Here is a 13602-nt window from a genome sequence, read left to right as displayed (position 1 = left end):
AGGCTAAAGGCTAAAGGCTAAAGGCTAAAGGCTAAAGGCTAAAGGCTAAAGGCTAAAGGCTAAAGGCTAAAGGCTAAAGGCTAAAGGCTAAAGGCTAAAGGCTAAAAAAGCCCGGATGAATAACGGTGTCAAGAAAAAAACACTATACCTATGATAAACAGGAACTTGAACAACAACAATATCCTCGAGATCGCATGCGCTTGCGACGCACGATCAGTCTACGCGTTCAGCTTCGCTTGGAAAAGCCAGCTTCGCCGCGACATGCGCAACCCCTCGACCTTCACGCGAATGCGGACGCGAGGTGCCCGGAGTCCCGACACCCGCAGCGCATTCGCAAACCCGCTTTCAAGGTGGCGCCACCTTGCCGCCGGAGGCTTTTTTGCCTGAAGCCTTAAACAGTCATACCTTGAATCTCTTCAGCAAAGGTTTGAATCTCTTCGGCGGTGGTGGCAAAAGAGGCCATGAGGCGCACTTCGCCTGTCTGGTTGTCCCAGACGTAGAAGTGAAACTTTTTATGGAGCTTTTCGATCATCGCCACAGGAAGAATGGCGAAGACGGCGTTGGCCTCCACGGGCTGGGTGAGGGTGACGCCGGGAACCCGGGTCAGGGCTTCAGCCATCTTTTGGGCCATGGCATTGGCGTGGGCGGCGTTTCGCTTCCAGAGGCCGTCTTTTAAAAACGCCTCGAACTGGGCACCCACGAAGCGCATCTTGGAGACGAGCTGCATGCCCTGCTTGCGGGTGTATTGAAAGGCGTCGTCAACCTCGTGGGAGAAAAAGACCACGGCCTCGCCGAACATCATCCCGTTTTTGGTGCCTCCAAAAGAGAGAAAATCTACCCCGGCCTCCTTTGTAAAGGCGGCGAAATCCAGTCCCAGGGCTTCGGCGGCGTTTGAGATACGGGAGCCGTCCATGTGAACGAGAAGCCCGTTCTCATGAGCGTAATCGGTGATGGCCTTGATCTCAGAGACCGTGTAGACGGTTCCGTACTCGGTGGTCTGGGTAAGGGAAACCACTTTGGGGCGGGATCGGTGATAGTCGGCCTCCCGTTCCACCCAGGGCCGAAGTCCGTCCACGGTGAGTTTTCCCTTTTCAGAAGGCACCACAATAAACTTGCTGCCGGTGAACCGCTCTGGCGCGCCGCACTCGTCCATATGCATGTGAGCACAATCGGAGATCAGCACCGACTCAAAGGGCCGGGTCACGGCGTCGATGGCAAGGACATTGGCAGCGGTGCCGGTCATCACAAAAAAAACGGAGCTCTCCTCCCCGAAAATTTTCCTGAACCGCGCCTCGGCCAGGGCCGTCCAGGGGTCCGCACCGTATGCTCCGGCAGTGCCTGCTGCCGCAGCCCCCGCCGCCGCCACGATCTCGGGATGTGCCCCCGCATAGTTGTCACTGGCCAAACTGATCATCCCTGTATCCATCCGAACATCCTCCATGATTTCTTTCTGCCCGGCTGTCTTCCACCGGTATGTCTCATTCAATTTAAGTGAAGAAAATAAGCCGAAATCCACGGGTTGTCAAAGGTCATCAGTAAATTAAACACGGCCTGGCCGGAACGCCGGTTCCTTCCGCCCTAAATACCTCATCCTGTGTTATATAAGGCACAGCCACAAAACAGGGGGCATCACTTTTGAGGTTGACACCCGGTGGTCCAAACCATATATTGCCATATAACGATTTAATGAAGCGTAAAAATCAGGGAGTTTCCGATGAAACCGTTTATCAAAGTGATGAAGGCCCTGTCCGACCCCAGCCGGGTGAAGATTGTCAAGGCCCTGCAACATCGGTCTCTTTGCGTTTGCGAACTGAAAGAAGCCCTGGGCCTGGCCCAGTCCACGGTGAGCAAGCACCTCAAGGTCCTGGAAGAGGCCGGGCTGGTGAGCTATGAAAAAGATGGCCTCTGGGTCAACTTTCAGCTCAATGGACGACCGGACAACACCTATGCCCGGGAAATGCTGGCACAAGTCAACGAATGGCTCGAAGCCGATGAGGACATCCGGGAGATGCTGGACAGGCTCCCGGGCATCGACAGAGAGTTCATCACCCGAGGCTGATCCGGAAAAAAAGGTTCTTCGTTCGTGGTGCTTGGTGCTTGGTTTCGGAGTCGATTCGCTCCGGCATTCAAAAAGATCAACGCAGCAACATCATGGAACGACGAACAAGGAGCCCATGCCCTGGAAGGTTGACCGTACAGGGCACGCGTTACGTTACGCTGGGCTCAAATATATCGACACATGGCAATATATAGGAACACTAACCCCGACGGTCGCGCACTGTCCGGCACCTTAAAACCGGCTGCCGGATCGTCACACCGCCCCCATCATGGAACGCTGTTATGAAAGAACGTACGAAATTAGCCTGGATTGTCGGACTTTACCTTGCCATCTACTTTATGCCTTGGACCTCTCCCACCATTCGTCAGGCAGGCATGGAGGCCTTTTTGATGCTGCAGGAGTACGCCCGCCTGCACGTGCTCACCTGCCTGGTGCCCGCCTTCTTCATCGCCGGAGCCATCAGCGTCTTCATCTCCCAGGCCTCGGTCCTGAAATACTTCGGCGCCCAGGCGAAAAAGGTCCTCGCTTACTCCGTGGCCTCCGTCTCTGGAGCTATTCTGGCGGTCTGCTCCTGCACGGTTCTGCCCCTCTTTGCCGGTATCTACTCCCGGGGCGCGGGCATCGGTCCGGCCACGGCCTTTCTCTACTCCGGCCCCGCCATCAACGTTCTGGCCATCATCCTCACCGGACGCATCCTCGGATGGAAGATGGGCCTGGCCCGAGCCATCGGCGCCATCTGTTTTGCCCTGATCATCGGCCTTCTCATGGCCTTCATCTTCCGAAAGGATGACGTGGCCCGTGCCAAGGGTCCCATGCACCTCCCCGATGAAGACGGCCAGGGGCGCACCCTCCTTCAAGACGGCACGTTTATGGGGGTCATGGTCCTGATCCTCATCTTCGCCGCCTTTGCCAAGCCCGGCGCCGATGAAGGCATCATCTGGCAGACCATCTTCAAGACCAAGTGGTATGTGACAGGGGGCCTCCTCCTCGTCCTGGCCTGGATGCTGAAACGCTGGTTTGACAGCGATGAACGCACCGAATGGGTGGACTCTTCCTGGGGCTTTATGAAGCAGATTTTCCCCATGCTGGCCATCGGGGTCCTGGCGGCAGGCTTCCTCCTGGGACGCCCCGGCCACCCGGCCCTTATCCCCGAAGCGTGGATCGCAAACCTCGTGGGCGGCAACTCTCTCTCCGCCAACCTGTTTGCCTCGCTCTCCGGCGCCCTCATGTACTTTGCCACCCTCACCGAGATCCCCATTCTTCAGGGACTCATGGGGTCCGGCATGGGCAAGGGCCCGGCCCTGGCCCTGCTCCTGGCAGGCCCAGCTCTCTCGCTGCCCAACATGATCGTCATCAGCGGGGTCATGGGAGTCAAGAAAACGGCCGTCTTCGTCTCCATCGTGGTGGTCATGTCCACCATCGCAGGGATGATCTACGGGGCGATTTAAAAACAGCCTCCGCGGCGAGGTGAGCCACCTCGAAAGCGCGTTGCCGCTGTGATTTAACCCTCGTTTCTCGGGTGAAATCACAGCGGCATTTTGATAAGATTTATGTATCTATTTTTTTGCATGAACCCAACGTTCATGTCTACAAACCGTCATGAAACAAAGGAGAACCCCCATGATCATCAAAGTCCTCGGACCCGGATGCAGCAAGTGCAGCAAAACAGAAGCCATTGTCAAAGAAGCCGTGGCTGAAGCAGGCGTTACCGCCACCGTAGAAAAAATCACCGATCTTCTGGCCATCGGCTCTTACGGTGTGTTCGGAACGCCTGCTGTTGTGGTAAACGAAGAGGTCAAAAGCGTGGGCAAGATCCCCAAAAAAGAAGATGTGATCACCTGGATTACCGCCTGATGCCGATCCGCGCGTGGCCCATGCCACACCGCTGACACCCACACACCTTTGAGCCAATTGGAGACATCCTTGAAACGACTCATTTTCTGCCTCACAACCCTGCTCTGCCTGACAACGGCCCCGGCCTTTGGAGGCTCAGCCATCCTCCCTGAGGTGCCGACGAAGAACATGGTCACCATGCTGGACCTGGGCGCCCACACCTGCATCCCCTGCAAGATGATGGCTCCCATCATCACCGACCTGCAGAAAGAGTACCAGGGGAAGGCCTCCATCCTCTTCATCGACATCAAAGAAAACCGAAGCCAGGCGCAAAAATACGGCATCCGCGCCATCCCCACCCAGATTTTCTATGACAAAACCGGAAAAGAGGTGAAGCGCCATGTGGGATTCATCGACAAGAAGGGGATCGTCGCAATCCTTAAAGATCTTGGAGTCAAAAAACCGGGGACGAAATAAAGGCCGGAGCAAAAATAAATCATAACGAATCAGCTTAAGCCACCCAATCGCCGCACACCGGTACGGAAGGGTCGATGACGAAGGAAACCGTATCGATGTGAAAAGTAGGGTGCGCCGTGCGCACCGCTTAACGTCCGATAAACCTGCAACGCTGCATTTTGTGATACGTGTTGAGACGGGGCCGGCGGTTTGCGTGACGGTGAACGGTGCGGGTGCCGCACCCTACGGGCTGAAACGTTTTTGCGAAATTTTTTCCAAAAAGAGACCTGCCAGAGACAGGATGAAGCCAAATAGTTACCTTTTTTTCACCTCTGTTCACCTGATTCACGCAACCACAGGAGACCCGCGATGCTCTACACCTTTCTGACCACTGTCAACGCCTGGATGGGGGACACCCTGGCCCTGGCCTTGATCGGCAGTTTTCTCTGGGGCATGGTGAGCGTGCTGCTCTCCCCCTGCCACATGGCCTCCATCCCCTTGATCGTCGGGTACGTGGCCGGGCAGGAGGAAGCGCTCAAAGCCCGGAGCGCTGCCCGGTACGCCGTGGCCTTCACCCTCGGCCTGTTTCTCACCATTGCCCTTTTGGGCGTCATCTGCACCCTTCTGGGACGCATGATGGGCGAGGTAAGCCCTTACTGGACCCTTCTGATCGGAGGCATCCTCATCTGGGTCGCCCTGGATATGCTCGGGGTCGAAGCCTGCTCTCTCTCCGGCGGTGCCCTCTCAAAGATCCGGGTGCGGGGCCTCTCCGGGGCCTTTGTCCTCGGCCTTGCCTATGGCATCCTCTCCGGCTCCTGCACCTTCGGCTTCATTGCGCCCATCCTGGCCGTCATCACCCTTCAGGAAAAGATGGCCACCGGCCTTCTGCTCATCACCGCCTTTGGCCTCGGGCACTGCGTCCCCATTGCCGTGGCCGGATCCAGCACCGCCCTGGTCCGCCGCATTCTCATGAACCGAACCCTTCAGGGCGGCAGCGCCTGGTTTAAAAAAGGGGCCGGCGTGGTGGTGGGATGCCTCGGAATCTACTTTATCGTCCGGCCCTTTCTTTCAGGCTTGGGGTAAAAACTTCCGTCACTATTCAGCTCAAAAAAAAGCCTCCGGCGGCAAGGTGTGCCACCTTGAAAGCAGGTTGCGGATGCGCTTTGCCCCAATGTCACGGCGTAGCCGCAGGCGAAGACGGATTCCTCGGGTCAAATCACATCCGCATTTAAAACAAAATTCATTCAAGAAGAATTTTTTAAGACCTGTTTGTTAAACCCGTCTTAATAAAATCAGGCAAAAGTTTAGCCCCCGGCAGGACCGCCGGAGGCGTAAGATGAATAGTTACAAACTTCCGGCTGCAAGAGGCTCCCACCTTGAAACCGCCCCCCAACCCAACGCAGTCCTCTCCTCCACAGACGTTACCCTCCCGCCCCCATCCTTTTCGCTCTATTGACAAGCACCACGGGTTCTTTTATATCCGCTGGTGTGGTGAAGAGATAAAACGCGCCGAGGCCTATCCTGCATGCGAAACCCCGCGCTCACGGCCACACCTTGCGGCTGGAGCCTTTTTTTCCGGCGCTTTTTAACTGTCTTTCTGGAGTGACACATGATTGAAATTCTCGTCATCATGGCCGCGGGCATGATGATCGGCTACCTGTTGCGCCAAAAAAAGGCCCTCTTTGCCGCCCTCGACCGTGTGGTCATGGCCGTCATCTTTCTTCTGCTCTTTGTCCTCGGGATCTCGGTGGGATTAAATGAAACGGTGGTGGGGAATATTCATATGATCGGGGTGAAAGCGGTGGTTTTAACCTTCGGGGCGGTGGCGGGCAGTATTCTCTGCTGTCGGTTTGCCTGGGGACTCTTCCCGGCGACATCATTTCAGGAAAAAACCTTCGAGCGGGAGGCCACCGATGAAGGGTAGCCTCACCATTCTCTGCTGCTTTATCGCCGGCGTTCTCGCAGGGCTCTTTGCGGATCTTCCGGCCGTTGTCACTGAATCGGACCTGACCCTCTGGGTTCTTTACGCCCTCATCTTCTTTGTGGGCATCGGCATCGGGGGTGACGCCGCCGCCTCCTTTTCTGTCCTGAAAAAAAGCAACATTCGCATCTTTCTCATCCCGGTGGCCATCACCTTCGGCTCCCTGACCGGGGCAGCCGTCGCCTCTCTGTTTCTGGCCGACATCTCCATCCGGGACGCCCTGGCCATCGGCTCAGGGCTGGGTTACTACAGCCTCTCGTCCATCTACATCACCGAGATGCGCGGAGAAGTTTTAGGTACCATCTCCCTCCTCTCCAACATCCTGCGGGAAATAGTTACCCTGCTGGCCGCCCCCCTGCTTGCGGCCTGGTTCGGACGAACGGCCCCCATCGCCGCAGCTGGCGCCACGGCCATGGACACCACCCTGCCCATCATCATCCGCAGCTCAGGAAAAGAGTTCGCCATCCTCGCCATCTTCAGCGGGATCGTTCTCACCATCGCCGTGCCCATCCTCGTGACCGTGATTCTTTCATAAAAAAAACGGCCTTCTATGGTTAAAGGGGCCAAAAAAATGCCTCCGGCGGCAAGGTGACGCCACCTTGAAAGCGGGTTTGCGAATGCTCCTCGGCTATCGGTACTTGCGGCACCCCGCGTCCGCATTCGCGTGAAGAGGGTGAAGGGGTACCTCATGTGTCGCAAGCGCACAAGTTACCGGTGCTTCCGTATTAACTCATGGGTTGACATTAACCGGAATAACTCCGGCGGCAAGGATGTTGAAGCCACTTAGCCAAAAACACCTTGAAAGCAAGTTTCCTGCCTTACACAAATTTCTGGGGCAGCCTGTTCAGGATATTTTCAAGGTACTTGTCATCGTCTTCAGGCTGCAGCTCCAGGAGCTTTTTACAAATCTCCAGTGCATCAGCCGATGAATTCGGAAGCATCTCTTTGACTTTGTAGATCAAACTGTATTCGAAGCGACTGATAAAGGCGTCAATATCATGGTACTCCGATTTCAAGGCGATCTCCCGATCTCGAAAGGTTCCGTTCCCGAGATGCTGAATCTGGAGCATGCTCGAATGGTTGCAGACCTTAATGTATCCGTCGAGTTTCCGGGAGTTGACGACGCGCCCGTCATCAAAGGTCATCCCCTCAAGCTCTTCGATAATGGAGTTGACCGAGAAGGTTGGTGTGCGGACCATATTGTCGTGGATAAACGCGAGCATTCCATCCCGTGAGGAACGATCCCAGTCAATGTTCAACACACTCAATTTTGCCCGCAGCTTTGAAATAATATCATCGGTGTCTTCGATGCGAGGCGCCTTGTTTTCAAACCGGGCCGCCGTAATATAAAAATCGCCGACAGAATCCGTTCTCTGGACGGTGGCGATGTCATTTAAGGCCAGAATCAAATCGATAAATTTTCGATACCCGTACTGAGACTCATCAAAGGAGGTGGAGATATGCCTGCGAATCAGTGATTTCAACTGGGCCCCGAGGATTCCCTGTTCGCCGACATGCCGCTCCAGAAGATCTCGAAGCTGCGCTTTAAAAACATTTAATGATTCTAAATTGCCCGAGTTTGGTTTCCTCAACTCACTATCAAAAATACCCTGCAGGCTCTCGTAGTTCACAAAACGATCACACAACTCAGCCAAATCTTCAGAGGCACAATTTTCAGGAGAAACACCCACAATCTCTTTGTTGTGAAGCTTCAGTTTCTTCAGCAGATGAATGAAATCGCGATCCCCGCTGACAATCACATACCGGTCAATCTGGGGGCGTTCGTAAATCATCTCCATGGCATCGACCGCCAGCCTCAGATCCACGGCATTTTTCTGCCCTTTCCCCAGCACATGAACCAACTCGATCCCATGCTGATACAGCTTGAACTGGTGCTGATTGTAGTCCCGATGACGCCAGTCCGCATAGGCAAGCGCCGTGGTCAGTTTCCCCTGATCTTCGCAGAGCTTCAAAAGAAGAGAGGGGTCAAAAAGCGCCTCATCACTCTCTGCGTTGCAATTCCCGCTCAACCCGCAAATCAGGTTTTCAAAATCGATAAGCAGTGCCGTATTTTTAAGTTTCATAATAATAATGTCATTCCAAATCATGGGCGGTCATAAAAAATCTCGATCGATGGCTCCTTGCCCATCCTTACGTGGTACAGGACAAAGGAGCCATCGGCATAAGATGCATTACTTATTGGATATTTTTAGTCAGCCCACACAGATAAAGTCTATGCAAGATCATCCCTGCGAAGACAAAAAACAGGTAAAACCGACCCTTATGTCGGACAAGCCAGTTACCAGACGAATAAGAACAGGTACCACATCCTCTAAAAAAAGGCATGATTTTAGAAGATTCCTCCGTAGGCACACCCTGACTCAACACTTGTATTTTACTGACAAGAGTGTTCAAATGCGCACTGCACGCAAAGACAGCCCCCGACAACAGGAGACATCATGGACCTTCTCTCTTTTACCGCACTGGCCTCCGCCATGGTCATCCTGGCCCTCACGCCCGGCCCCGGTGTGTTCGCCACCATCGCCACGGCCCTGTCGTCTGGGTTTCGCGCCACCCTCAGCCTTATTTTTGGCCTGGTAACCGGCGACATCTGCTACCTCCTCTTTGCTATCTTCGGTCTCTCATTGGTGGCCGAAGCCATGGGGGCCTTCTTTATCTTCATTAAAATAGGCGCAGGAGCGTACCTGGTGTACTTAGGGGTCCGGCTCCTCTTCGCCGCCCCCTGCCGACCCGAAGACACCCCCCCATCCTCCACGGGTAAAACATATTTAAGCGGCCTCTTCATTACCCTGGCCAACCCCAAAGTGATCCTCTTCTACTGCGGATTCCTCCCCGCCTTTATGGATCTGAAGGCCCTGACCCCCACCGGAGTCGCCCTGACGGCCCTCACCGTCGCCACGGTGGTCACCACGGTTCTCTGCGGCTATGCCCTTCTGGCCTCTCGCGCGCGTAGCGCCATGACACAAAAAAACGCCCTGAAAGCCATTCAAAGCACCGAAGGGGGACTCATGATTACCGCGGGCCTCAAACTCGCTGCGGATATTGCCTCGGAATAAAACACGCCGGCCATGACAAGGAGATGCACCTCATCGCTAAAATGATGCCCTTTTGTGCTTTTCTTACTCTCTGGGACTCAACCGGATATCAAACATGGAGAATTCATCGATCATGAAAAAATTGCATGCCTCAACACTTGGCCGCCTGGCCATCCTTTTTATACTCACCCTGTTTGTCGGATGCGCCGGTTCCGGTCTTTCCTCCATGACCCCTCGTGAACGAACCCTGTTCGATGAAGCCATGCGTGAAAATACTACCCCCGGAGAGATGATCAGTCAGGCGGAAAAAAGGCTGGAAAAAGCCACCGAAGCCCAGCTTGATTTTTATGCCCCACACACCCTTCAGGCCGCAACCGAGCTTGTGAAAAAGGCCAACGCCCTGCTCGTAAAAAAAGGGGAAAAGCCGGAGAAGGTTCTTCTTGTTGCCATCAAAGCCAAACAAACCATTGATGCGGGTTTTGAGACCAAAACTCAAGTGGTTGAACTCCTGGGCATCTCTCTGGCAGAAAAAAAACGCCTGGATGACCTGGACACGCCCGCCCTCTTCCCGCTGGAGTATGAAGCCTCCCTGGCCAGCCTGAAACAGATGATCACCCTCATCGAAGAGAAGAAACCCGAAGAGGCCACGGGCCTGCAGACTCAATTCACCCAACAGACCGCAGCACTTCTCATCAAGACCCTGGACAAAATCACTTTGGATGAAGCCCGAAAAATTCTGGCCCAGGCCCAAGCCCAGGAGGCAAAGCGGTATGCCCCCGCCACCTTTGAAACGGCCACCCTGAAACTGACCCAGGCTGAAACCTTTATCCGGACCTACCCGAGAGACAAAGACGGCATAAAAAGCATTAAAAAAGAGACCCTGAAGGCGGCAACCCATGCCCTGATGATCACCCGGGAAGTCAAAATGATCAATGCCCTTGAAACCAGCACCGTCGAACGCTTTGCCCTCTCCATTGAAAAACAGATCCGCAAGGTGGGAAACTCCCTGGGGCAACCGGACATGCCCTACCACACCCTCCAGACCCAACTGGAAGGGTTGATTCAATCCGCCGAAACACTTTCGGCAACCGCGGCAAAGGTCCCCGGCCTTGAGGAAACAAAAGAGACCCTCGGCTCAGCCCTTGACGCAGAGAAAAAGAGTGCCGAGACCCTGAAGCAGCAGATCACAGGACTCGAAGACTCCCTGGCCGTCCTCACGGCAGGCAAGGTTCAGGATGACCAGGCCAAAGTGGAGCTGACCCAGGCGAACACCGAGCTGAAAACCCAGATCGAGACCCTGAATCAAAACCTGACGGCCAAGCAGGAAGCCGGAGAGAAGATCTCTGGAGAAAAGACGATGGCCCTTGAGGAGATCACCCAACTCAAACGCACCCTCACTGAACTTGAAATGAAACTGGGAGACACAGAGAAAAAACTGACCCAGGCGGAGGCCTTAAAAACAGAGATTCAAACTCTGGAAGAGGCCAACAGGGAATGTGAAGAGAAAATCACCGGCCTGCAGTCCGACAAAAACCGAGGGCTTGACGAGATCGCTGCCCTGAAAGACACCGTAAGTGAGCTGAAGCAAACCCTGGAAGGGAAAAAGGCGGCGCTGAAACAGGCCGAAGAGAGCGAGGAAAAGGCCGCCGACCAGGCCGCCACCGCCCTGAACTCATAAGCCCTCAGGAGAAATCGTCACGGCCCCTGTCAGCGCAGAGCAGCTCCCTGAGACAGGGAGCTGCCGGGTCGGATGAAAACGAAATCACCCAAGAGGGAGGCGAACCCGGAACGTCCGGTTACCGCCTTGTGGCCGATTCAACGCTGGCCGAGGCTTCCCAGATTCGATACCGGACTTCATACTCTTCCGGTGCATACACCACGACCGGAAGCCGGCTGTTGTAACGAACCTTAAGGGGCCGGCCCGTCACAAAGGCTTCGACCTGAGGGGCACCCTCGGGTGGCGCCATCATCGTGCTCATCATCTCCGAAGGTCCGGTCACCTCATAATACGTATAGCCCCACCCCGGCAAAGGCTGCGGCTCAATCACGCTGCCAAGACGGACCTGATTGACCCCGTCGGTCATCAGCATCTTACCTGCGATCAGTTCAACCAGAAAATCCTCGTCCTCCCCACGCTCCTTTTCCGGCAGGATGATCACAAAACGCGTCATCCCTTCTATTGGCGCAGGAAAGGCCTTAAGCTCTTCGTGGGTCGCGCAGGAGACCGACCCCCCGATGGTGAGAAAGCCCATCACCAGCAACATCATGATTGTTTTTTTCATCTGTATTTCAACTCCTCTTATGTAACATTCATGGGCAACCTGTTCAGCCACCCAGTGTACTGAAAATTTCGAAAGGAATCGAGCAAAAGCGTGACTCCCGGGCGTGGCGTGTCCTGTTGATAGAACCGTCCCTTGTGCGTGGGGGCCCATCCGCACCGAGGGCCAAACATTGATTTATATCACCGGATTGATATAAGTCATTGTCATCTAATAAATGCATTCGAATGAACGGGCTGCCTAACCCGGATATTTCACGAGTTGAGTGCATCCATATTCAAGGCATCAGAGCTGCAGATGTAGTGGTTTACCTCAAAGCTCTGATAACGCAGAAGATGGGTGCACTCGGCTCGCCCGAAGGGTGAGAATGGCGAGCATAAAATGGTGAATTACATTTTGTATTTTTGAAGTATCTAAATTTTCCATACAAACGGCTGTAATAACATCATATTGACTTGGCACAATAGCTTTCTCATGAAATATCCGGGCTAAAACAGCTCGCGACCAACGAGGGGAACCCCATCGCCATGAAAAAATGCACACTGCTCTTATCGCTTCTCCTGCTCTGCGCCACGTCTCTACATGCCCAGACGTTTTCCGGGCAGGGGTTCGGCCCTTCCCGGGAGGAAGCCAAAAAAGAGGCCTTAGCCGACCTCTCCCAGAACCTCCATGTGGAGGTGGTCAGTGAATTCAGCTCTGTGACCACCCAGACGGGAACGACCGCGGACACCCTGAAAACCAAACACCTTGATGTCTCATCACGCCTTCCCCTTCTTGGGGTAGAGCTCTCCGTTGATCCAGCCGGGGCCGACTTCAAGGCCATCGCCCGCCTCTCCGACACCACACGTCCCCTGTACGAAAAAGAACGGTCCACAGTTCATCAAGCGATGAATCAAACCCTGTCCAAAACAGACAAGGCCCCGACCAACACGGAAAAAACAGCCCTGCTTCAAGAGGCCCTCACCCAAATCGATCGGTTCGAGCGCCTCAGTCTTGTGGCCCGCCTCCTCGGCATGCCCCCCCAGCCCCCTCTGGATGTCACCGACGCCGAAGTAAAGGCACGCATCCGACAGCTGGAAAAAAAGGCAGACACCCTGGATGCCGGGCTCAAACTCATGGCCCGTGGCATCTCCAAAAAAGGAATCTACATCTTCCCGCCCACGGCCGGCGCCTCACGTGAGATCACCCAATTCGCCAGCGCCGTTAAAGACCATCTCTCCATTTACGTCAATACCAGTCCCAGCCTGTCCTCCGCCGCCTACATCATGACCGGAGAATACACCCTCCTGGACAACGCCATCGAGCTCACCTACCGATTGATAGACCAGCAGCAAAACACCCTGCAGACCTCCATGAGCCTGTTTCTGCCCTCCGCTTACAAGGGATACCAGATCAAGCCGGCGACCCTTGATTTTGAGAAACTCATCGCCTCGGGCATGGTCATCTCAAACGACTTCTCCATCGATATCAAGACAGCCAACGGACGCTCCGATCTTCTCTACAAAGGCGGAGACACCATCACCCTCCTCATCAAGATGAACCAGCCGGGCTACTTCTATCTCATGAGCCACACCTTCAAGGACGATGCCTACACATACCTGGTTGAGTTGAGCAACTCCCCGGGCAACCGACGGTTTGTCTCCTATGTGGGGCCTGACGAAGCAGGTAAATGGGTGGAACTGGGCGAATTTGAGGCCGTCCCGCCCTATGGCGTGGAGACCCTTCAGGTCTTTGCCGCCACAGAAGATCTCGAAGACAGGGTGCCCTACACCTTCCGTGACCCCACCACCGAGCTCTACAAGGTGGGAACCCCTCTAAAGGAAAAAACCCGCCCCGCCGAGGCGGTGGTGACCACCCGCGGCCTGATGCTCAAAAAAAAGAAGACAGCCCTACATGCCGAAGCAAGCCTGACGGTCACCACCATGACGAAATAGATCC

General features: G+C 54.8%; 13 protein-coding genes. 10 read left to right on the top strand and 3 right to left on the bottom strand.

Annotated elements, in window-relative coordinates; translation table 11 throughout:
- Nucleotides 1-391 precede the first annotated feature (391 nt).
- Complete coding sequence (locus Q1Q75_RS17795; protein ID WP_300673392.1) at nucleotides 392-1426, bottom strand: aminotransferase class V-fold PLP-dependent enzyme; 1035 nt, start codon at nucleotides 1424-1426, stop codon at nucleotides 392-394.
- 288 nt (nucleotides 1427-1714) lie between these two features.
- Between Q1Q75_RS17795 and Q1Q75_RS17790 the strand changes: the two genes are divergently transcribed.
- From Q1Q75_RS17790 to Q1Q75_RS17760, 7 genes are all read left to right on the top strand, one after another.
- Nucleotides 1715-2059, top strand: a complete 345-nt coding sequence (locus tag Q1Q75_RS17790) for a metalloregulator ArsR/SmtB family transcription factor (protein ID WP_300673390.1) — start codon at nucleotides 1715-1717, stop codon at nucleotides 2057-2059.
- A 281-nt stretch (nucleotides 2060-2340) separates the two neighbouring features.
- Nucleotides 2341-3507, top strand: coding sequence for a permease (locus tag Q1Q75_RS17785; RefSeq protein WP_300673388.1), 1167 nt, complete (start codon nucleotides 2341-2343; stop codon nucleotides 3505-3507).
- A 172-nt stretch (nucleotides 3508-3679) separates the two neighbouring features.
- On the top strand, nucleotides 3680-3913 hold the full coding sequence (locus tag Q1Q75_RS17780; protein WP_300673386.1) for a thioredoxin family protein: 234 nt from the start codon (nucleotides 3680-3682) through the stop codon (nucleotides 3911-3913).
- A 69-nt stretch (nucleotides 3914-3982) separates the two neighbouring features.
- Nucleotides 3983-4369: a thioredoxin family protein gene (locus Q1Q75_RS17775; RefSeq protein WP_300673383.1), complete on the top strand. Its 387-nt coding sequence runs from the start codon at nucleotides 3983-3985 to the stop codon at nucleotides 4367-4369.
- A 348-nt stretch (nucleotides 4370-4717) separates the two neighbouring features.
- The gene (locus Q1Q75_RS17770) at nucleotides 4718-5431 is read left to right on the top strand and encodes a cytochrome c biogenesis protein CcdA (RefSeq protein WP_300673381.1); all 714 of its coding nucleotides are present in this window, start codon (nucleotides 4718-4720) and stop codon (nucleotides 5429-5431) included.
- A 526-nt stretch (nucleotides 5432-5957) separates the two neighbouring features.
- Entirely contained in the window at nucleotides 5958-6272 is a 315-nt protein-coding gene (locus tag Q1Q75_RS17765) for a LysO family transporter (protein WP_300673379.1), read from the top strand.
- Nucleotides 6262-6864, top strand: coding sequence for a lysine exporter LysO family protein (locus tag Q1Q75_RS17760; protein ID WP_300673377.1), 603 nt, complete (start codon nucleotides 6262-6264; stop codon nucleotides 6862-6864). Before Q1Q75_RS17765 ends, Q1Q75_RS17760 begins: the two co-directional genes overlap by 11 nt.
- A gap of 283 nt (nucleotides 6865-7147) precedes the next feature.
- On the opposite strand, the gene Q1Q75_RS17755 is transcribed toward Q1Q75_RS17760, so the two are convergent.
- On the bottom strand, nucleotides 7148-8413 hold the full coding sequence (locus tag Q1Q75_RS17755) for an NYN domain-containing protein (RefSeq protein ID WP_300673374.1): 1266 nt from the start codon (nucleotides 8411-8413) through the stop codon (nucleotides 7148-7150).
- Nucleotides 8414-8788: 375 nt separating this feature from the next.
- Between Q1Q75_RS17755 and Q1Q75_RS17750 the strand changes: the two genes are divergently transcribed.
- Nucleotides 8789-9406, top strand: a complete 618-nt coding sequence (locus Q1Q75_RS17750) for a LysE family translocator (protein ID WP_300673373.1) — start codon at nucleotides 8789-8791, stop codon at nucleotides 9404-9406.
- Between the two features lie 112 nt (nucleotides 9407-9518).
- Nucleotides 9519-11063: a hypothetical protein gene (locus Q1Q75_RS17745; protein ID WP_300673371.1), complete on the top strand. Its 1545-nt coding sequence runs from the start codon at nucleotides 9519-9521 to the stop codon at nucleotides 11061-11063.
- 118 nt (nucleotides 11064-11181) lie between these two features.
- Here Q1Q75_RS17745 and Q1Q75_RS17740 read toward each other — a convergent pair whose 3' ends face one another.
- Nucleotides 11182-11667 carry an ecotin family protein gene (locus tag Q1Q75_RS17740; protein WP_300673368.1) on the bottom strand — a complete coding sequence of 162 codons (486 nt, stop codon included), beginning with the start codon at nucleotides 11665-11667 and terminating at the stop codon, nucleotides 11182-11184.
- A 524-nt stretch (nucleotides 11668-12191) separates the two neighbouring features.
- Between Q1Q75_RS17740 and Q1Q75_RS17735 the strand changes: the two genes are divergently transcribed.
- Complete coding sequence (locus Q1Q75_RS17735) at nucleotides 12192-13598, top strand: hypothetical protein (protein WP_300673366.1); 1407 nt, start codon at nucleotides 12192-12194, stop codon at nucleotides 13596-13598.
- Nucleotides 13599-13602: the final 4 nt, after the last annotated feature.

It is taken from the genome of Desulfoluna sp. (genome assembly GCF_030145185.1).
Classification (GTDB): domain Bacteria; phylum Desulfobacterota; class Desulfobacteria; order Desulfobacterales; family Desulfolunaceae; genus Desulfoluna.
The sequence above is the reverse complement of the archived record's forward strand: the minus strand, read 5'-3'. Positions and strand labels throughout refer to the sequence as shown.

Excerpts from the sequence above, each read along its gene's own strand:
- Q1Q75_RS17795 (WP_300673392.1), bottom strand. The coding sequence starts at position 1,426 with ATGGATACAGGGATGATCAGTTTGGCCAGTGACAACTATGCGGGGGCA.
- Q1Q75_RS17790 (WP_300673390.1), top strand. The coding sequence starts at position 1,715 with ATGAAACCGTTTATCAAAGTGATGAAGGCCCTGTCCGACCCCAGCCGG.
- Q1Q75_RS17785 (WP_300673388.1), top strand. The coding sequence starts at position 2,341 with ATGAAAGAACGTACGAAATTAGCCTGGATTGTCGGACTTTACCTTGCC.
- Q1Q75_RS17780 (WP_300673386.1), top strand. The coding sequence starts at position 3,680 with ATGATCATCAAAGTCCTCGGACCCGGATGCAGCAAGTGCAGCAAAACA.
- Q1Q75_RS17770 (WP_300673381.1), top strand. The coding sequence starts at position 4,718 with ATGCTCTACACCTTTCTGACCACTGTCAACGCCTGGATGGGGGACACC.
- Q1Q75_RS17765 (WP_300673379.1), top strand. The coding sequence starts at position 5,958 with ATGATTGAAATTCTCGTCATCATGGCCGCGGGCATGATGATCGGCTAC.
- Q1Q75_RS17760 (WP_300673377.1), top strand. The coding sequence starts at position 6,262 with ATGAAGGGTAGCCTCACCATTCTCTGCTGCTTTATCGCCGGCGTTCTC.
- Q1Q75_RS17755 (WP_300673374.1), bottom strand. The coding sequence starts at position 8,413 with ATGAAACTTAAAAATACGGCACTGCTTATCGATTTTGAAAACCTGATT.
- Q1Q75_RS17750 (WP_300673373.1), top strand. The coding sequence starts at position 8,789 with ATGGACCTTCTCTCTTTTACCGCACTGGCCTCCGCCATGGTCATCCTG.
- Q1Q75_RS17745 (WP_300673371.1), top strand. The coding sequence starts at position 9,519 with ATGAAAAAATTGCATGCCTCAACACTTGGCCGCCTGGCCATCCTTTTT.
- Q1Q75_RS17740 (WP_300673368.1), bottom strand. The coding sequence starts at position 11,667 with ATGAAAAAAACAATCATGATGTTGCTGGTGATGGGCTTTCTCACCATC.
- Q1Q75_RS17735 (WP_300673366.1), top strand. The coding sequence starts at position 12,192 with ATGAAAAAATGCACACTGCTCTTATCGCTTCTCCTGCTCTGCGCCACG.